The organism is Nocardia jejuensis NBRC 103114, assembly GCF_001613145.1.
Classification (GTDB): Bacteria; Actinomycetota; Actinomycetes; order Mycobacteriales; family Mycobacteriaceae; genus Nocardia; species Nocardia jejuensis.
This window is the reverse complement of record NZ_BDBU01000019.1, coordinates 18,113-37,367: the sequence shown is the minus strand read 5'-3', so window position 1 is coordinate 37,367 and position 19,255 is coordinate 18,113. Positions and strand designations below refer to the sequence as shown.

Here is a 19,255-nt window from a genome sequence, read left to right as displayed (position 1 = left end):
CCGGAGACCGCCCCGCAGCCTGCCCTCCCGCGTGGCAACGCCCGCCCCGCGATCGCCCTCGCATGCAAGAGATCGAGGAGAATCCCATGCCGACCGTTTTCGAGCCCGGGCCGGGCCCAACTTTGCGGCGAGCGTTGCGCTCGCGTCACTTGTCCATGATCGCCCTGGGCGGGATCATCGGTGCCGGCCTGTTCGTGGGTTCGGGCGCGGTCATCCACACTGCGGGTGCGCTGGCACCGGTGGCTTACGCCGTTGGCGGCGTGGTGCTGGTTCTCGTGATGAGGATGCTCGCGGAGATGGCTGCTGCGCTCCCGTCGACCGGGTCTTTCGCCGACTATGCGCGGCTGGCGCTTGGAAATGGAGCAGGGTTCGTCATCGGCTGGACGTATTGGTACTTCTGGGTGGTCGTCGTCGCGTTCGAGGCAACGGCTGGGGCTGCCATCATCGGACGCGCTCTACCGGGTGTGCCCTTGTGGGTCATCGCTGCGGCGATCATGGCGACCATGACGGCGGTGAATCTGCTGTCCGTGCGCAGCTTCGGGGAGGCTGAATTCTGGTTCGCCTCCATCAAAGTCGCGGCGATCGTTGCGTTCCTGACTATTGCCATTGCTGGTGTCTTCGACCTGTTGCCGGATCAGAGGATGCACGCCGTGGCGGTGACAGCCGATGGTGTCATGCCCGCTGGTGTCGGCGGGGTGCTAAGTGCGCTGGTGGTTGTGGTGTTCTCGTACTTCGGTGCCGAAATAGTCACGGTTGCGGCCGCCGAGGCGAACGACCCGGTCCGCGCGGTCGCTCGTGCAGCTGTCACCGTGGTGTGGCGCGTCATCATCTTCTATGTGGGGTCGGTCACGCTGATCGTTCTGCTTGTGCCGTACACGCAGGTCACGACAGGTGAGAGTCCCTTTGTCACGTTGCTGGACGGTGTAGGTGTGCCGGGCGCGTCGCAGGCGATGCAGGTGGTTGTGCTGACTGCTGTGCTGTCGGTGCTCAACTCGGGGATCTACGTGTCGTCGCGCATGTTGTTCTCGTTGGCTGCTCGTCATGAAGCTCCGCGCGTGTTGGCCGCGACCTCCCGACGGGGTACACCGGTGCGGGCCATTCTGCTGGCGACCTTGGCTGGCTGGGTGTCAGTCGGGATCGCCTATGCCGCACCCGAATCAGTGTTCACTTTTTTGCTCAACGCTGCAGGTGGGGTCGCATTGCTTATCTACGCGGCGATCGCGGCGTCGCAGATTCGACTCAGGAAGATGATCGAGCGCGAGGGCGGGGCCCTGCCTGTGCGGATGTGGGGATATCCCTATCTGAGTTGGCTCACCGTGGGGTTGCTCGTCGGAATCGTCGTCACAATGCTGATCCTGCCCGATTCCCGGGAGCAACTCGGGTTGGGTTTGATCGCCCCAGCCGTGTTCGTGGCGGTCCATCTCGTGAGGCGTTGGCGCGGCACCCGCGCGAGGGCTGTCGTCGATCGGGGTGCTGTGTTTCCGGCCGCGGGTAGCGTCGAGGCTCCCGTGGCTGAATAGTTTGCCTCGGCCTCGAACGCACGAATCCCTGGCTTGCTCAATTGTCAGCCGGGGCAGTGTGTGACGAGTAGTGGTTTAGTTCCGGCGGCACGTCACGACTTGTAGTTCGAGGTGCCACGTTTGTTAAGTTCCGGACGAGCGCCAGCATTGGTGCCCCTCGTGTTGGGCGTGGCAGTCCGGCACTGGTTTATTGCGCGGCTGGCATCGCGACAGGGTGCGCAGCTCTCCTGGTGGCAGTCGAGGCGGCTGGGCCGCTTGAGGGTCAACGGGTGCAGTCGGCCGGTGCAAGGAGGGACCGGTTGCGATGTTGCGCGGGGAAATTCGGCTCGCACGACGGTGAACTATCGCCTCTGGGTCGACCGATCCAACGCCTAATTGACTGATACGGATAAAATTCGACCGAAGGGTTGAGTTTTTGCGCGGTTGGTCCTAGCGTCCCTGAGGTAGGAGGTTCCAGCAAATTGCTCCGGTTCTGATGAGGGGAATCGGAAGTTGCTGGAATCTCCGGCCCAGTTCACGGTTATGGGAGGCCATCATGAGCACATCTTCGGCTGGTCACGAACATCCGCGCATTCCGTGCGAGTTCGAAGACATCACCTATGAAGTGCACGCCCCTGCGGGAGTGCTGACGATCAATCGCCCGGAGCGACTCAACGCCTTACGGGGAAAGACCGTGGAGGAGCTGATCCGTGCGTTCCGTGCGGCTTGGGCAGACAAACGAGTGCGGGCGGTCATCCTCACCGGCGCTGGGGACAAGGCCTTCTGCAGTGGCGGTGATATCAAGCTCAAGGCTGCCAGCGGCAACTACGGCACAGGTGAATCGGGCCTGTGGGAGATCGAGCATCTGCAGAAGGTGATACGTGATATCCCCAAGCCGGTAATTGCGGCGGTCAATGGTGTCGCTATCGGCGGAGGGCATGTTCTGCATGTGATCTGTGATTTGTCGATCGCCAGCGAAAGCGCCCGATTCGGTCAGGCCGGCCCCCGAGTGGGTTCCTTCGATGCGGGTTTCGGGACAGGGTTCTTGGCGCGAGCTATAGGGGAGAAGCGAGCACGGGAGGTTTGGTTCCTGTGCCGTCAGTACGACACGACGAAGGCATTGGAATGGGGGCTGGTGAATGCTGTTGTGCCGGCCGATGAGTTGATGGACGAAGCCAGGCGGTGGGTCGAGGACATCGCGTTGCTGTCTCCGACGGCGATTCGTTTCCTCAAGAGTTCGTTCAATGCCGATTCCGATCATCTCGGAGGTATTGGTAGCCTGGCTTTCGCCGGCTTGGACGCGTTCTATCAGACCGAGGAGAGCCTCGAGGGTGTGCACGCGTTCACCGAGAAGCGCGCAGCCGACTTCAGCCGGTTCGCCTGACTCCAACTGTGCGAGATGAGCTCCGCGGGGGTTCGCACTGCCCGCTGGTGTCGGTAGGTACCCCGTCCGGTGTCGATCGTGTTTGTTGTTCGGATGCTGGCTCGAGCCAACTCTCAGACTCTTGTGGTTGATCGAGATCTCCTCGACCGTCGCGAGCTGCCTCGACCTGTGTTGTGCGGCGAAGCCCGTGAGCCACAGCGATACCGAGCGGGCTCGCCGATATCGAGTCATCTTTGCGCACGGGTCGTCCGTAGTCGGTGGCCCGCACCAGGCGCAGTCTGCTGTCGGAATATGTTCGGCACAATTGGGTCAGGCCCAAAGTCGCTCTTGTGCGTAGTCCTGCCCGCTCCTCGGTTATCAGGTCTCGCTCGATTGCCCGCTACACAATACGCAGCGTCGGCCCGCCCGATGTTTCGACCTCCACCAGGTTCCATGCACAGCCGCGGCATTGCCGCACCGGTATGTGAGCCGAGCCCGACGCGGGTCGTCAATGTGGAAGGAGGATGCGGCGCCGAAGCAGTCGTGCTCGCCGCGCAGACAATCGTCGCCTCACAGTTCGCTTCGTGGCACCGCGGTAAATTGCACATGCTCACCGGCACCGTGCTGTCCTGGTCGAGGTGGGCAAGACCTGACCTCGCTGCCTGCCTCAGCTCCCGCTCGCATCGATCGCCACTCGTGCCGAGGGCGTTGCGAACACGGATCTGCCGGGCCGAGGCCGACGACGCCGGTGAGCGGACGGACAGGCCGAGCACCGACATGGCCGCTGAGAACCGCGCGTTGAAGAATCGAGTCGCCGAACTCGAGCAGGTCAACGATGTATTGCGTTCTGCGAGTGCGTATTGCGCCTCCAGGTCAGCTCGACCGGCAGTGATCATGCAGTTCGTCGAGCAGAACAGCCGACACCCGATCGAGCTCGTAGACGATACTGCGCAATCAATAGGTTCTGTCGGTGACGTTACGACGATGGGTTGATGGGAGAGCTTCTTCTCCACGCTCGAGACCGAACTGGTCTACCGGCGGACCTGGCGGACTCGCGATGAGACCGAGAACGCCCCGTTCGCTTACCTCGACGGCTGGTACAACTCAGCGCACCCAGAAGATGCTGGACTGGCGATCATCCGACGAGTTCGAAGCTGGTTACCATCAACAGGTTCTGTCTGGAACCAGATTATCCGCTCTCCCGATCAGCGGGGAACCTCAGTGCTGCTGCTGTTTGTCGCCAGGAAGCCACCGCGGAATAACTCGAGGTCCAGTGACTTGAGGTTCATCGTCAGCGCATCGATGACGGGCCACCGGGTGCACGAGGCGGCACGGTGGCGATAAAGGGACTATCGGTGGCAGTGAATGATGTGTGAGTCAGCGCTGTTCGTCAGCGTGATGTCCGGGGCTTTCTGGTGTCGCGGTCGAAGGTGGTGTCGCTAGGCCCGCGTGTTCGGAGAACGTGTTTTTCGACCTTTTCCGTCGGTGTCTTGGGAAGGTTGTCGTCGAATTCGATATATCGGGGCGCCATGTGTGTGGGTAGGTGGTGGTCGCAGTATTCCAGCAGTTCGGGGGCGGTGAGGCTGTGGCCTCTGCGCACGACGACGGTGACCATGACCTCGTCGTCGGTCAGTTCGCTCGGCACACCGAATGCGGCGACCTCGAGGACTGCGGGATGTTTACTGATTGTGTCTTCGATATCTAGCGCAGAAATGTTTTCACCGCGACGGCGGATCACGTCCTGGTTGCGTCCGACGAAATAGAAGTATCTGTCCTCGTCTTGGTAGGCGCGATCGCCGGTGTGGAACCAGCAACCACGGAATGCTTGCGCGGTGGCGTCGGGCATGCCGAGGTATTCGGTCATGATGATGTGTGGTTCGCGTGGTCGAATGCAGATTTCCCCGGTCTGCCCGGTGGGTGCTTCGAACCCGTCTTCATCGAGTATTCGCACGTCGAAGGAGCCAATGGGGTGTCCACACGATCCCGGATGCCGAGGTTCGCCGGGGCGGTTGTACAGGACGATGCCGGCGTCGCTGAGCCCGTAGACCTCGACCAGTTCCAGGCCGAACCTGCGCTCGAAGCTCTGTGCCCAGTCTGGTAGCGGTACACCCCATCCCAGGCGGGCAGGATTGTCCAGGTCATCCGGAGCGGGGTGTTGTTTGTGCAACATCGTCAGTGTGGCGCCCATGAAATCGAACACGGTGGCGTGGTAGTGGCGAATTTGGTCCCAGAATCGGCGTACTGAGAATCGTTCGACCAGTGCCGCGGTTGCACCCAGAATCAGTGCTGGGGCGACGGTGAAGATTGCTGCATCGGCGTGGAACAGGGGAAATGGGCAGAACAGTACGTCGGTTGGTGAGAGTTTGAGCTGTTCGATGAAAATCTCGGCTTGGCGTGTGACGTAGCGATGAGGTAGTACACATGCCTTGGAGCGGCCCGTGCTTCCGGAAGTGAACAGCAGAATGCTTGCGTCACCCGGGTGGACGTGGTTCTGTCGAGCGTGAGTGGGAGGTGTGTAGAGGTCGGACCACTTTTTGACGGTGACCGTGTTCAGGTCTGGTTCCGGGGTATCGCCGCGAAGAAGGATGGTGTCTATGTTGGTGGCTCGGGGTAGTGCCGCCTTGACGGTTGCTGCGAACCGGACATCTACGATCGCATTCGTCGCGCCGCTGAGATGCAGTGCGTGCGCTAGCCCGTCCGTTCCCAACGAGGTGTTGACCGGTGCTGTTATAGCGCCGATTCTTCCCAATGCCAGCCATGCCACAACGAACTCGATGCAATTGGGGAGTACGAGGGCTACAGTCTCGTTCGGTCCGATGCCGTGGGCGGTGAATCCGGATGCGACCGAGTGAACCTGGTGGGCCAGTTGGCTATAGGTGAGTGTCTCGTTCTCGATGTGTAGGGCGGTGTGGTCAGGGCGGGTCCGGGCGTGCGTGTCGAGGTAGTCCGCCAATGTCGTTGCTCGAGCAGGCATCACTGCTGTGGTCCCTTCCGTTCGTGCCGGTCGGCGAACGTGCGCAGTCCTGTTATTGCGGCGTGGGAGCGTCGGGCGTGCGCTGCAGTGTGCGATTCTCGCTCGAGTGCTCGGGTGATCATCTCGCTGCTGGTCTGACGAAGCAACTGTCGAATCAATCTCACGGTGTTTGCGCGCTCGGCCAGCTCGCTGGCGAGTTCTATTGCGCGGTCGAGGAGTTGTTCCTGACGTAGTACCTCGCTGATCAGACCTGATGTCAGGGCCCATGTTGCGTTGTGGCTGCGACCGGTGAGCATCATTTCCTGTGCTCGGCCGAGTCCGATCAGTGCAGGTAGTAGCACTGATGCACCATTGGTGTGGGTCAGTCCCCAGGTAACCTCGGGACACGCGATGGTCGTGTGTTCTGCGGCCACTCGTAGATCGCAGGCAAGAGTCAACTCAAGGCCGCCCCCGATGGCCGCGCCGTTGAGGGCGGCGACACTGGGCTTGCTTGAATCGAGCAGCAGTCTGGTGGCTTGCTGCAGTAATTCGATGCTTCGGTCGAAGGTTTTGGCATCGGTTCGTGCTGCTTCGTCGAGGTCGTCACCAGAGCAGAATGCTGGACCGGCACCGGTCAGCACGATGGCGTGGGAGTCCGTCCGTTCGTTCGCCGCAGTCAGTGCTTGGAGCAGTTCATGCAACATCTGCTGGGACAGGGCGTTGCGTACTTCGGGGCGGTTCAGGGTCACCAGCGAGACCGGTCCGCGGTGCTCAAGGGTGATGAGGTCGTGGCCGGCGGTGTCGGCCCCGATGTCGGTGTCGGAAAGCATGAAGCTATTGTATCGAACGATCGAATTACTGCAATTGCTGTCGCCGCACCTCGCCGGGATGCTGGACGGAGTGAGGTGTCAGCGCGGGGACCGCTTGCCGGCGATCGGGTTTGCGGCCCGGCACTTCGCTGATCAACCGGCAGACACCCCGGTGGCGATGTCTTTAACGGCTTCCTATCCCGCCCGGGCACGTTGATTCAGCGTGATTGGCGGGGATCCATGCCAGAGGAGATGCCGTCGCCACCCGAGGAATTCCTGGGTGGCTGGATGATCGGACGAGGCAAAGCCGCCAAGGCTTGTTCGAACCGAATCCATGTCATATCGCTACAGGGGTCTCGGTAAGGATCGTGTCACCAGCCGCAAGTGAGGATTAGGTCCGTGGCGTGGCACCGCTGATGATGCGGTGGATGGTAGAGCGGCCGACGCTGTCTTCCTCGGCGAGGTCGGCAAGGCTCGCGGCGTCGGCGGAGTCGTGTTAGCGGCGGTCGAACGTTTTACGTGCTGCCAGAGGCAGTTTCGGCTGTTTGTCCTTGAGTCGGCCCTTCGCGCGGGCCTTGGCCATGCCTTCGCGGCTGCGCAGGTGGTTCAGGCTGGCTTCGAACTCGGCGACCATGGCGAGGGTCGGAGTTTGCGCGTCGTTGTGTTCCGGTGGCCGACGGCCTACGGAACACCACCACTACGCCAGCAACACCGTTCGTACCTTGCACTTCATGACAGTTTCAGGGGTTCGGGGCAGTGAAGAGAATCAGGACTTGGGCGGCGTCTGGTCAGCGATGATCGCGAGAATGCTCCGCCGGAACGACTCGTCGTTCTGAATCGATTCAGGGGCTGAACGGGCCCTCACCATCCTGCGGTCTTGTACGGCGAGCTGCCGCAACGTATTCACGACATCAGGGGTCAAGGCCGAGGGGCCCAGCTCTTCGAACAGCTCGATGGGCTGTTGCTGATAGAGGGAGTCGGTTTTCGGTAGGTCCGCCACGATCATGTCAATCAATTCGGCTCTGGCTATCTCGGTGTTGTATTGGGCTGGGGCGATATTCAGTAATGCGCGGACTGCGGCTGGGCGGAGTCGGGGGGAATCGAGCAGTGAAGCCAGCGCGGGAAGTAGTTCTTCGGCCGCTGGACCGATTCGTGCGGCCAGGTTTGCGGCGTCGATCACTGTCCAGAGGTCGGTCCGAGGGGGTCGGTGCAACACCCGAGTCAGGACTGGGAGAACCGCTGCCGGTTCACCGCCGTGATGCACCCATAACCGTGCGATCTGCACACGCTCGATGAGTTCATGTGCGGGGGCGTCCGGTGACGGTGGCGGAGCCACCTTATTTGTCAATGCGGTCACCAGCCGTTCGGAGGGAGCCAGTGACAGGCTGGCCTCTGCCGCCATGCGTGCGATAGGGCTTTTCTGGATGCCGTTTTCGATGGCTGTCAGCAAGGGCTCGGTGTGTCCGGTCAGTTCGTGCAATGCGGTAGCCGCATCAAGGGTGCTGAAGCCGGTTTTTTGGGTGGCAAACTGCGTGAGCATGTCAACGGTCCACTGCGGTTCGATGCCCATCGCGGCGAGCGCGGTGAGTGCGGCCACTGCTTGAATACGGCTCAACGATCCACTGTTGAGGAGGTTGATTACCTCAGGACTGGCGATGTGTGCGTGTGCTGCCCAGGTGCGCAGGATCCGGAACAGCCCGATGAGCTCGTTGTGCCGAGAGATGCCGGAGAAGGGGCCGTCGGAGGAGGAAGAGGAGGAGGGCTCGGCCAGTTGTGAGAGTCGGTTCCGGATCGCATCGAGCAAGGGCGCCGATAACTCGAACGACGCGCATGCCTCGGCCATCTGCGACAAGGCTTCCGGCCGTGTGGGTAACTCCTGGGCCAGCAAGAAGGTGGCCCGTGGATCTCGCCACTGCACCAGACACGCCACCGCCGCATCGGCAAGCTCCGGGCTTTCGGGGAGTCCAGCGAGTGTGGCCAGTTTGTCGGCCAAGCCCGGGGCGGACTCGGGGCCGAACGCGCACAGCAGATTCACTGCACTGCGCCTGACATACTCCTCCACCACTCCTTTTGTCGCCACAGTGGCCAGCACAGGAACGAATATCTTTGCGGCGCTGCGGAATTCGGCAGAAAGCCGCTCGGCCTCGGACATGCCGCAGCGCCGGATCAACTCAGCGGAAGGGCCCGAGTTGGTGAGCGCGAGGGTGATCAGGTCCGCGGCGGTTGCAATGTCACAGTGATGAACGAGGGCGTCTACCAGGTCGGTGATGTGGTCGTCCAGCTGTCCAATGATGTGGTGCCCCAAGTCATCGGCGAGCCAGGCAGTTCCGGCTGCGTACACCTCACCCTCCCATGGCGTGCCAGCCGCGATGCAGGTTGTGGCCGCGCGCAGGCGGGTCTGCGGGGCTTCGGCCGGTCCCAACGCTGCGATCGCCAGGTCACGAGCCAGCAGGTCGTCGAGCTTTTGTGCGGCAGTGAGGATGTCGGTCCGTACCCATGGCTCGGTCTCGAACTCCCACCGCTCGAGCAGCAAGGGGAGAAGCAGTTCGCTGCGTTGCGTTCGGATCATGATGTGGAGCGCGGTACGTCGGGTCTGCTCGTCGGCGTCGTCCATGAAGGGGCGCAGCAGCGGCCACTGTTGTGCGACTGCGTGTCGAGCGGCGCCTGGTTCGGCGACTCCTCGTTCATCGGTGCTGGCGGCAATCGCTGCCAAGAGATCCAGGACGCCGCAGGTTTGGATACCCGCGCCGGCCAATCGAGCCAGGAACGGTACCGCGTACGCAGTCGCGGAGTAGACCGTGCCCTGATGCCAAATGCTCCCGAACAGCTCGTGCAACGCTGTCGCGGCTTCGTCGTCGGTGCTGGACTGGAGTTGGAGCAACTGCTCCGGCACGTCCTCAGCCGATCCGTAGGCATGATGCAGCTCAGCCCATGGCACTGATTCCAAGCCGTCCCACAGCGGATCTATAACCATGTCGACAAACTAGCCACTACCCCTGGCTGGGAAGTCGACCGAGTCGGTCACTCGATCAAGCCTGGGGCGTCACCTACGTACCGAGTGCGAGCGAGTGTTCATGTTGACCTTGACCTCGCCGTAAGGGAGTACATGCGACCAGAACAGCCGCGTCAGGCCGCGTTCGTCCTCGACGCCCAGCTCGATCGGGTTGTCGGGGTCGTCGAGGATGTCCTGAATCATCAGTACGTTCACCTACACCAGGGCGGCCTGGCAGATCCGCAGGCACAACACCGACATTTCCTGTTCGTCGAGGCGATCTCGGAGTTCTTGCCATACAAGATGACCTGGTTCGCGTCGTTCCAGGCTTCGACCACATTCAGGCCGCTGTTGATCTCCCGCTGAAGCTCTCTCGATCGCAGGTAGCGGGCCAGAAACACTGTCTTTTGCGCACGTCCTAATTCGATCACCGCTTGGTAGGTCGGGTGCGCGGAGTTGGCCTTCATGAACCGGCGCAGGATCGCCTCGGTCGATGCGGTACCGGTGCGGATTGCGGTCGCATACTTCACCATCTGGTCATACTGCTCAGCGATCTTCGTCCAGTTGATGGGCCGCGTCATGGCTGGTTTCAGGTCGGGCCACAGGTCCGGAGTCCCCCGACCGTCGGCCGGTACAGCTTCACCTTATTGATCCGCTTGATCCGAGGCAGCAGGTCGAATCCCAGCAATTTCGTGATCCCGAAGCCGATGTCGGACTGGCCGTGTGTATCGACATACGAGGATTCCACGGCCATCTCAGTCCCGTGGTGGATTGTGCCCGTCGACCATCGCGTGGACTTCCGAGGCGGAGCAGTTGAGCAGCTGGGAGTGCACGACCACCGATCCGTTGCGCTCGACGCTCCAGTAGATCAGCGCACTGCGGCGACCATAGCGGGAGTGGTGTTCGGTGAATATGTTCTGGTCGTAGGCCCCGAAATGCGATTGCGGTAGATGACACGAGTCTTACCAGCACTACGCTCGGTCTTTCAGACCGGCTTGCGGCTGGTGACACGATCCTTGCCAGCATCCCTACGGCCGGGGCCCTGTCGGCCGATCCCGTTTATGGCGTGCGCGATACAAGGGCTTCTGGTGTGTGACGAGGTTTGGGCTAGCAGACCGGATTGATCTGAATCACGCGTCCAGAACTGTTGATGGTGTAGCCGGTTGGAGACAATGGTCGTGCGGCAGTGCGGTATTTATTCCTAATGGCCCGGAGGAAGGGCTCGTCTATGATCCGGTTGTTGGGGGCGATGATCAGTGTGCTGTCGTCCGGGATGAAGGCGACAGGTGGATGAGTGAATGTGTGGGAGACCGTTACCAGCCAACCGGGTACGAGGAGCCATGAGGTGAGGTAGCTTGGATCCTCGGTCACAATGTGCGTAATCGTGTTATCTGGTAGCGCTTTCCACGAAATCTCTGCGGAGAGGTTTCGTTGCGCGGTGTCGAATGCGTCGTCGGTGGAGACACCCCAGTTCTCCAGTTGGGTTCGGGTGGGGAACATTATTGTGTTGGGTAGGTCTATCGCTACGAGTTCGTCGATGAGCGGGTATGGGGTTCGTTGTGGAAGTGCTGTCGGGGTGTGCTGCAAGCGGCGGCGCAGAACCGGGCGCAGCAATGTCCGTGCTTCTTCCCATGTCTGTGGTGTGCGGTGGGGTGAAAGAATCGTGGAGACCACGTGTTCGATCCACTCGTTCCATTCCCGTGGGTGTAGTTTGCGAAACTCGTGGAAGATGTTGTGGAGGTCCAGAGTCTTGCTGTCGTATCGGATCTGGAAACTGGCCGGATTGTAAGAGGGGTTGCGCATTCCCCGAGTGAGCAGTTGTTCAACGATGCGCGACGCGAACTGGTCTCTATCGGTTCGGTCTGCTGAGTTCAGCATCCGGGCTCCTGCCGCGATGGTGATGGCTCCGCCGGTGGCCAGAACCGGAAGTCCAGCATTGCAGCGCAGCACAGATCGCTATTCCCAAGACTGGGAATAGCGATCTGCTACAGATGTGCGCCGAGTCTGTCTCCACGTGTAGAGGTCGGATCGCTAATTTCGGGGTCTAGCAGCCTGTTCATAGATCGGCGGGACGGCTACGGTCTCACGAGCACGGCGCTCAGCGATCAGGTGAACGGGGCGCAGTTGGGCGTGGAGTGCCTGCCCGATAGCCTCGGAGGCCGGCGGGTCTGTGGTCTCTCCCGGTGCGGCGTTCGCCGGCGCGGTGGTGCCCCGGCCCGAGGGGCACATCGCGCGCAGCAGCCACGGCCTCTATTGCGTGGCGAAAGCGTCGTATCGTTGGCGAAGGTAGTGAGGATCGGCGCGTTTGATCAGCACGCGTAGGGCGCGGTGCGGAACGACTCGGTGGGCACTGTCCCCGTATTGCTCGACGAACGGAAGGCCGTCATAGAGGAACTTCTCTGGATCGCCGTCGCGATAAGCCCATCGGCCGCCCTTGATCAAGCGCAATGTTTCGCCGATGTACCAGCTTGCGCTGTCGATGAATTCTGCATTCGCCGGATCGGTCACGTCGTCGAGTGTCGGTATGCGGCGTAACACGATGGCGCCCAACGCTTCTACCGACTCGGGGGAGTGATCCCAGGCGATCTGGTGGCCGTAGGTTGCGATCCAGTCAGGAAACCGTGCTTGCTGGGTGTGCAGCCAGTTGTGGAGGTGCTCGGTTTCAGCAGAATCGGGCTCGTGACAGGCGATGCTGGGGCTCGCCATGATTGGCTCGAATCGGAGATCGAACGGTCCGCCGAGTTCGTTGAGAGTGGCCGGGTCCCCGAAGTAGGCTTCCGAGGTCACGTATGGATCAGCCGGGGTCACTGTGCACCATCGGGCTGGTGAGTCCCGTGGCATCAGTTCGCCAAGAGCCCAACAGAATATCGTCTGGGCGTCGGTGTTTTCGGTCGGTCCGTGCATGATCGGCCAGTTGTGTGATTGTCCATTGCATCGGAATCGCAGCAGGTGGTTCCCTTCGGCTGTGTTGATCAACTCAACCTCGGTGAACGTGAATGCCCCACGTCCGCACGCGGCAACCCGCGCCAGTTCTGTGCGGTATGCCCAGGCGTTGTCCTCGCACGCGTGGCGGAAGGTTTTGTAGTCTGTGCTGTATCGAACCTTCAGATCGTCGAGTAGCAGCAGGACCCCGAGACACTCTGTGGCTCCGAAGTCGTCCAAGGCGTAGTCGAGATCCCGCGGATCCAGCGCTGATACGGCTGCTGTATCGACAAGGCCGAGCTCGACGATCCGGTCTGCTACCTCGCGTACGGTCATCTGAGAATGCATGGGTGTTCCATACCTTTTTACAGCATTGAACGGGAAAGGCTGGTCGCTGCGGGCGGCGATCGTCGGTGGTGGTTGTTTCCCCGGCCTGGTCGACTCGGCCAGGCCTCTTCCCGTAGTCGCTTTCTCGCGGCGGTGGCACCGTTGCGGCGGCAGGTCTAGGGGGCGACGGTGAGTGCTGTCGCGGCCGACAGGGCGCGGACTCGCTCGTATCGGTGTCTCCGCGCTGGTTACGCGCTCTGCTCGTAAATGTCGTGGAGGCACTGGGGCGGCTGCGCGGGCCTAGGATTCTGGTTTTTGTATGGTGGCGTGGAACCTGGCCGTGGGCGTCGAACGTCGCCGCAAAATGAGGCGGGCGTGCGGGTGGTCGAAGGACCATTGCACTATTGCGGCGATTGCTGAGGTGATGGAACTTGCTCCGGCCAGCAGTGCCGAGGTGGTCATGTGGGCGCCGGAGAAAGCGGCGGGGTCGTTGAATCCGGGCAAGGGTAGTTTGCTCTTGCCTCCTGCCCAGGCCATCAGACTGCCGATCATGCCTCCGAGGTCGTAGGTTCGGGATGTCATTGCCTGCAGTTGCGGTATTTTGCTGTTGAGGTACAACAGGGTGATCAGCACCAATATCGAAGTCGCGACGGTGGCGAGGGTGATGGTAGTGGCTATCGCTTCCATACGTATGCGAATGTAGATCGCTGCCGACAGGCATGTGATGAGGATTGTGACGCTGGCCAGCAGCGCTCCGATTCCCGAGATACTGGGAGCGGGTGCGCGGTGTTGGGACAGCACCGTCAGGTATTTGGTGGAGCTGTTGAGGCGTCCGAAGGCGTTCGAGCTGGCCATTCCGTTGGAGCTGGATGCGGTGGCCCACGGCTGGAACAGCAATATGAAGGTGAGAATCGAGCCGAGTACGGCGGTGAAGTAGCCGAGATGTCGGGTTATCGTCGTATGGCTCAGCGGGCTGGTGGAGTATCGGTGCCGGACAGCGCTCAGTTGTTGGCGAAAGGACCGGTGACCCGGCCCGGAGGTGTTGGTCTCGTCTGTCTGCCCAACCATGTGGCGAGTGTAGAACCAGTCGTGGTTATCGAGCTTGTAGGAAAGTCCCACTGATGGGAACCGTTGTGGGCCTGAGGTTTGTGAGCGTGGATTGTTGTCGCGACGGTCGTTCCGCGTCGTGCCGTTCGTGCACAGCGAGGACCCGGTTGCTGTACGAATTCGCGGTCCGCTGCAACACGGTGGGGTTCGCTGATTCGTTTTTGCGCCTTGAGGCGTAATTGCTTCCGGCTCCGGCGCTAGGCGACTACCGCAACTCAATTGATGCGATCGATCGATAGAGTATGATGGTGTCGTGGTGTTCAGCCCGATGGGCTGCTGTGCTCGGGAGCGGTCGCTTGTGTGCGGTGTGATGATGAGCAGAGGGGGGCGGGGGTCCGTTGCCACGCGCGATACGACGGCATCGGCGGCCGCACGTGTCGGTTCGAGCGGAAAGGGTGGTCATCGTTCTTGCTGAGAGCACCGACGAAGGAGCTGAGCTGCTGAAGTTCGAAGGTCCACTGGCGATGATCTGATGGCGTCCTGTGTCAAAGATCTGACTCGATTGCCGCTTTCGGGGGGTAGTGGTGTGTGAGTTGTGTCAGCCGGCGACTGGAAAGGTCGAGAGCGCGTGGTGAAGACCGGCGGGATGAGGGTGGCTGTGTCTAGCCTCGCCTCGGTGTGTTGTTGTGGGTGCCGAGTCCGAGGTGACGCCCCGGGTTGCGGCTACGCGTCCGGGTTCGCGGCATTGGTCCCCGATCGTGGAAGTTATCGTCCAGTGCTGGGTGTACAGGGAATGAGGGTTTGATGGCACGCACACGCCCGGCGGAATCGGCGGCCACGCAGCAGCGCCTTCGTGATGCTGCGGTGGAACTATTCGCGGACAAGGGCTTCTTCGGCACGGGTATCCGCGATATCGCCACCAGCGCTGGCACGACCTTGTCGTCGCTGTATCACTTTTTCGGCAATAAAGATGACCTTCTGGTCGACATCATGGTGACGAGTACCGAACCACTTCGTGATGCTGCTATCGCGCTCACTGACCTCTACGATCGACCTGAGTATCTGCTCAGCGCGCTGATAGAGCAGCATGTGTGGGCTCACGCTTCGGATCGGCTGGCCAAGGTGGTCAGTGATACCGAGATCCGCGCTCTCGAGGGGAAGCGGCGTGAACGGGTTCTGAGCCTGCGTGATTCCTACGAGCAGGTGTGGCGCAATGCGGTTCAGCAGGGAGTGGACGAAGGTGTGTTCGATGTCGGGCACCCCAACACGATCGCCAGCGGGCTTTTGTCGATGTGCACGTCGGTGTCGCATTGGTTTCGTCCGGATGGTGGTCTAGCACTCGAACAGTTGTGCTGGGGCTACTCTGACGCCGGGTTGGGACTTGTGCGGGCGACGCGGGAGCAGCGGGCGGTTCGTCGTGGGGATCTCGAACTCCAGAGCCCCGGGACACTTCTGGGCGACGGTACGTAGCTTCGGGAGAAACCTGTCTATGAACGCTCGTCGGCGGAGACGAGGTGAGTTGGTTCCCAGTGATATTGCGTAGCTGGTCTGACGCGGAGTGCCGCAAGTGACGCGAGACTCGCGTCGGTTGCATCGGCGGCGCGAGGAACAGATCGGTGATCACGGGCAGAGTCGACCTGCTACAAGGCTGGTCTGGATACCCGCAGCTGGCTTGTTTTGTCCGTATCGGGACGGGACTGCTCGAGTGGTTAGACGGTGCCGATCACGCTGCCCGAAGTCGGGCCATCGCACACCTGGGCGTTGTGTGGCTGCTTTCTGCCGATGAACCGTCAGGTCGATCTTCGGTGGAGTTGGCCGAAATAGAGACTGATTGGCCGGTTATTCGTCTTCTTTATACTCGTTTCGAACTCGTGATGGTCGGTGCTGCCGAGCGCGGTGCCTTTACGGAAGTGGTAAGCCTTGGCCGAGTCACCGGCGACCGATAGTTCCGCTCGTGCTGTGGAGGCATCTGCCGAGGCGAGGCCGTCGAGCAGGGTCGCGCGTCGACGAGACCGGCGCAAGGCCGAAATCGTACGCACGGCGACAGAGTTGTTGTCAGCGCAGGGGTATCAGGGGATGAGCCTTGAAGACGTTGCGGAGCGCACTGATATTGCTAAAGCGACTCTGTACCACTACTTTTCCGGGAAGGACGAGTTGGTTCGGGCTGTTCTCGAGAGCCTGACCATGGATGTAGTCATGCGGCTCGAAACGGCATTGAACGAGGTGATCGGACTCAGTTATCTCGAACAGTTGCGCGCGTTGATTCGAGAACAGGTGCGGATCTTGACCGAAACCGCTCCCGAGGTGGCGGCTGTGTTTTCGTGGCCGAAGTCGTGGCCCGAATCCTTGAGCGGGGCTATCAAGGACAGTCGACGTCGGCACGACGCAATCTTCCGGAGTGTGGTAGAGGGGGGTATCGATGCGGGTGAGTTCGACTGCCCTTACCCCGATGTCGCCTTGCAGTGTCTGCACGGTGCACTCAATCAGTCATCGCTGTGGATCCGCGTGTCAATGGACCGTGAGTCGAAAGCGACCTTGCGTGAACAGTTAGTTGACACCGCTTCTCTGATGATGGGCGCCCGCGGTTGCACAGCGAACTGAGCCTGGTGTGTTGTGGCGGTGAGACAATACGAGTACGGCGAGACGAAGGGCACGTGGTGTGCACTTGTACTCGCGGCGAAATGATTCGTGTGCCGATCTCGGAGCGGTTCTTCGCACAGCTCGGGCCGCGGCGGTCCGAAGTCGGTTCCCCTTCCAAGGTAGGAGCTGGTCAGCCGACCATCGTCAGGCCTCCGCTGACACTGAGTACTTGACCGGTGACGAAGTCCGAATAGTCCGAGGCGAAGAACAGCACGGCGTCCGCGACCTCGGCGGGTGTGCCGAGCCTGCGGAACGGGATTGCTCGAATCAGTCCAGAACGGACTTTAGGTGGCAGTGTCGCGAACAATGGTGTGTCGGTCGGGCCGGGACACACGCAGTTGACGTTGATCTGGTGCGGAGCGAGCTCGCGAGCGAGTGATTTGGTAAAGGCAATGAGCCCGCCCTTGGTGCCGGAGTAGACCGTTTCACCGAGCGAACCGACTCTGCCGGCGTCGCTGGCAATGTTGACGATCTTGGCTCTGTGATGCTGGGCGAGGATCGGTTCGAGGAACGCGCGGGTGAGGCGGATCGGGCCGAGGAAGTTCACCGCGACCAGTGATTCCCAGAGCGCGTCGCTGTTCTGCATGAACGGTTCGACCTGGTCGAATCCTGCGGCGTTGACGATCACATGAGGTAGCCCGTGCACAGTGATGACCTCGTCTCGTAAGGCCGAGATCGCTTGTTGGTCGCATAGATCGACCTTGTGGGTGGTAGCGCCTGGGCCGAGTATCGGCGCTGTGTCTATGAGGCCATCGCCGTTGATATCGACTGCAGCAACCCTCGCGCCTGCTTCTGCGAGACCGATCGCGATGGCACGTCCGATACCGGAGGCTGCACCTGTAACCACTGCGACCTTGTGTGTGAGATCCACGGGAAGCTCCTTTCGTGTGGTGGTTGTCCGAATGACGCTACCGACCCCGTGTTGATTTTATCAACCGATCGGTCGAATAAGCGTCCCATTGGTCTAAATATCGGTGGTCTGGTTGGTTTGTGGCGGGGAGTGCGCGGCGGGTGACCAGGTAGATGCACAAGGCGAGTTCACTGGGATCCTCGGTATTTGACGTACGAGAGCGCCCCGTGGTGCTCGGTCCTGTTGCGAGGAGCGGCTGTGAAGTAGAACTTGAAGCGCCTCGAAGGCGTTCGCGTCGATGACAGCGTGTGCTCGTTGCCTCAGACCCGGCGTAGGTCTGAGTGCGTCGATGGCGCCTTCGTACACGGGCAGGATCTCGCGCACGGTTCCTTCACCCGCGGAAGATGTTGCCGGCGTCAGTGTTTGCGCCGCGTGGCGTCGGAGACGGGGGGAGGACGTCGCGAGTTCGTGGTACTCAGGTGGCCCTCCTGGTGGAGATGCAGCGACTCGGTCAGCCGGGAGATGATCGTGTCTCGATGTCGGGGCTCTTACCTCGTATCACTCAGATGGTCGAATCGTTTGGCGCGAGCGGGTTCTCGGGGCTGCCTAAGCGCTGTAATCAATCGATCGGTCATTGTCGGCGTTTCTTCCCGCCGTGATCGCACTGTTGCGCGCCAGCGATCTCCGTTCCACATTCATCAGGTGCTATACCTCGACCACAACCATCGGGAAATTCCTCGACCGCGAGGGGCTGTGGTGTCGAACCCGTGACGGCTTTGCCCGGGAGTTCCGCCGTGTGCAGGGTCATCGCTCCAAACGGGCCAACCTGGTCGATTGCGGGGTGACGCATTGTGCCGTGCAGGGTCGTCCCGCGCCGAAAATTCCGGCATCTCAGGAAGTTTCGCGACGTGCCGTCCGATGATGACACGGGTGAGAGGCGTAACGCGTCTACTCTGCCGACATGACATCGTCGGTGGCTCGTTCTATCGATTTGCCTGGATGTGCGGTCCGGATCGCGGAGTACGGCAGCCCGTATGGCAAGCCTGTGGTGTATTTCCACGGCAGTCCCGGAGCGTGGCGCGAAGCGGAGGTCTTCAAGGACGCGGCGCTCGCGGCTGGTGTGCGGATCATCGCGATCGACCGGCCCGGTCTTGGGCAGAGAGCTCTCTCGCCGAAGGGCAGAGTGTTGGACTGGGCGCCGATCGTCGCCGAGACTATGGACGCGTTGGGACTTGAGGATTTCGCGGTCCTGGGTGTCTCGGGTGGTGGCCCGTTCGCGCTGGGATGTGCTGTGGCGTTGGGTGATCGGGTGAACGCTGCTGCGGTGGTGAGTTCGCCGGCCCCGCTGGATGAGTGCCTCGACGACCTCGACGCGGTCGGGCGTAAGAAGCGGCGTGGGCTGGTGATGCTGCGCAGGTTGCCGTTCCTGCTCGGGCCGATGGCCGCCCGGTTGGGGAAGGTGACTGCGTCGCAGGAGGGGGTGGATGCCCTGGTCGGGCGGATGGCGGCACCGGATCGGGTGCGGGTGGCTGGCGACATGGAGTTGCACACCAAGTTAACCGCCAATATCCAGGAGGCGTTCGCTCGCGGTCCGGCTGGGTTCACGATCGATATGCGGTTGCTGTTTACCTGGGACTGGGGGTTTTCGCTCTCTCAGGTGCGTCAGTGTGTGCAGATCTGGCACGGTGCGGACGATACGAACGTCTCTCCGTGCGAAGCGCGCCGTCTTGCGGGCGGGCTGGGTCGCAGCGATTTGCATATCGTGCCGGGTGTAGGTCATCTGGCGTTCGTGGATTGTCCTGAGGAGATTCTGGAGTCGCTGAGCAGTTGAGCCTGACCGTGTTGTGCTCGGC

At 61.4% G+C, this 19,255-nt stretch carries 16 protein-coding genes and 2 pseudogenes; 6 read left to right on the top strand and 12 right to left on the bottom strand.

The window, feature by feature from the left end; translation table 11 throughout:
• Nucleotides 1–62: 62 nt before the first annotated feature.
• From NJ1_RS15610 to NJ1_RS40995, 3 genes and pseudogenes are all read left to right on the top strand, one after another.
• Entirely contained in the window at nt 63–1,520 is a 1,458-nt protein-coding gene (locus tag NJ1_RS15610) for an amino acid permease (protein WP_218025203.1), read from the top strand.
• A gap of 535 nt (nt 1,521–2,055) precedes the next feature.
• A complete protein-coding gene (locus NJ1_RS15605; RefSeq protein WP_067694109.1) occupies nt 2,056–2,883 on the top strand; it encodes an enoyl-CoA hydratase-related protein in 828 nt (275 codons plus the stop codon).
• 987 nt (nt 2,884–3,870) lie between these two features.
• Nucleotides 3,871–4,206: pseudogene (locus NJ1_RS40995) on the top strand (hypothetical protein); the annotation flags it as partial.
• Between the two features lie 46 nt (nt 4,207–4,252).
• On the opposite strand, the gene NJ1_RS15595 reads toward NJ1_RS40995, so the two are convergent.
• From NJ1_RS15595 to NJ1_RS15565, 11 genes and pseudogenes are all read right to left on the bottom strand, one after another.
• Nucleotides 4,253–5,815, bottom strand: a complete 1,563-nt coding sequence (locus tag NJ1_RS15595) for an AMP-binding protein (protein WP_169813145.1) — start codon at nt 5,813–5,815, stop codon at nt 4,253–4,255.
• Between the two features lie 20 nt (nt 5,816–5,835).
• Entirely contained in the window at nt 5,836–6,645 is an 810-nt protein-coding gene (locus NJ1_RS15590) for an enoyl-CoA hydratase/isomerase family protein (RefSeq protein WP_067694102.1), read from the bottom strand.
• Nucleotides 6,646–7,120: 475 nt separating this feature from the next.
• The gene (locus NJ1_RS40510) at nt 7,121–7,258 is read right to left on the bottom strand and encodes a recombinase family protein (protein WP_245717401.1); all 138 of its coding nucleotides are present in this window, start codon (nt 7,256–7,258) and stop codon (nt 7,121–7,123) included.
• Between the two features lie 132 nt (nt 7,259–7,390).
• Nucleotides 7,391–9,598, bottom strand: coding sequence for a hypothetical protein (locus NJ1_RS15580; protein WP_067694099.1), 2,208 nt, complete (start codon nt 9,596–9,598; stop codon nt 7,391–7,393).
• 69 nt (nt 9,599–9,667) lie between these two features.
• Nucleotides 9,668–9,820: a hypothetical protein gene (locus NJ1_RS39045; protein WP_157573985.1), complete on the bottom strand. Its 153-nt coding sequence runs from the start codon at nt 9,818–9,820 to the stop codon at nt 9,668–9,670.
• 8 nt (nt 9,821–9,828) lie between these two features.
• Nucleotides 9,829–10,209, bottom strand: coding sequence for a Tn3 family transposase (locus tag NJ1_RS40830; RefSeq protein WP_281202132.1), 381 nt, complete (start codon nt 10,207–10,209; stop codon nt 9,829–9,831).
• On the bottom strand, nt 10,206–10,388 hold the full coding sequence (locus tag NJ1_RS40990) for a Tn3 family transposase (RefSeq protein WP_369690859.1): 183 nt from the start codon (nt 10,386–10,388) through the stop codon (nt 10,206–10,208). The genes NJ1_RS40830 and NJ1_RS40990 overlap by 4 nt, the downstream gene beginning before the upstream one ends.
• Nucleotides 10,372–10,542: pseudogene (locus tag NJ1_RS40985) on the bottom strand (Tn3 family transposase); the annotation flags it as partial. The gene NJ1_RS40990 and the pseudogene NJ1_RS40985, both read right to left, overlap by 17 nt.
• 181 nt (nt 10,543–10,723) lie before the next feature.
• Nucleotides 10,724–11,494 carry a DUF1444 domain-containing protein gene (locus NJ1_RS39035; protein ID WP_157573984.1) on the bottom strand — a complete coding sequence of 257 codons (771 nt, stop codon included), beginning with the start codon at nt 11,492–11,494 and terminating at the stop codon, nt 10,724–10,726.
• Nucleotides 11,495–11,866: 372 nt separating this feature from the next.
• The gene (locus NJ1_RS15570) at nt 11,867–12,874 is read right to left on the bottom strand and encodes a hypothetical protein (protein ID WP_157573983.1); all 1,008 of its coding nucleotides are present in this window, start codon (nt 12,872–12,874) and stop codon (nt 11,867–11,869) included.
• Between the two features lie 291 nt (nt 12,875–13,165).
• Nucleotides 13,166–13,984, bottom strand: a complete 819-nt coding sequence (locus NJ1_RS15565) for a hypothetical protein (protein WP_157573982.1) — start codon at nt 13,982–13,984, stop codon at nt 13,166–13,168.
• A 732-nt stretch (nt 13,985–14,716) separates the two neighbouring features.
• On the opposite strand from NJ1_RS15565, the gene NJ1_RS15560 reads away from it, so the two are divergent.
• Complete coding sequence (locus tag NJ1_RS15560; protein WP_067694088.1) at nt 14,717–15,382, top strand: TetR/AcrR family transcriptional regulator; 666 nt, start codon at nt 14,717–14,719, stop codon at nt 15,380–15,382.
• A 489-nt stretch (nt 15,383–15,871) separates the two neighbouring features.
• Nucleotides 15,872–16,513, top strand: a complete 642-nt coding sequence (locus tag NJ1_RS15555) for a TetR/AcrR family transcriptional regulator (RefSeq protein WP_067694085.1) — start codon at nt 15,872–15,874, stop codon at nt 16,511–16,513.
• 169 nt (nt 16,514–16,682) lie between these two features.
• On the opposite strand, the gene NJ1_RS15550 is transcribed toward NJ1_RS15555, so the two are convergent.
• Nucleotides 16,683–17,423 carry an SDR family NAD(P)-dependent oxidoreductase gene (locus NJ1_RS15550; protein WP_067694082.1) on the bottom strand — a complete coding sequence of 247 codons (741 nt, stop codon included), beginning with the start codon at nt 17,421–17,423 and terminating at the stop codon, nt 16,683–16,685.
• Between the two features lie 940 nt (nt 17,424–18,363).
• On the opposite strand from NJ1_RS15550, the gene NJ1_RS15545 reads away from it, so the two are divergent.
• Nucleotides 18,364–19,233 carry an alpha/beta fold hydrolase gene (locus NJ1_RS15545; protein WP_084478266.1) on the top strand — a complete coding sequence of 290 codons (870 nt, stop codon included), beginning with the start codon at nt 18,364–18,366 and terminating at the stop codon, nt 19,231–19,233.
• Nucleotides 19,234–19,255: the final 22 nt, after the last annotated feature.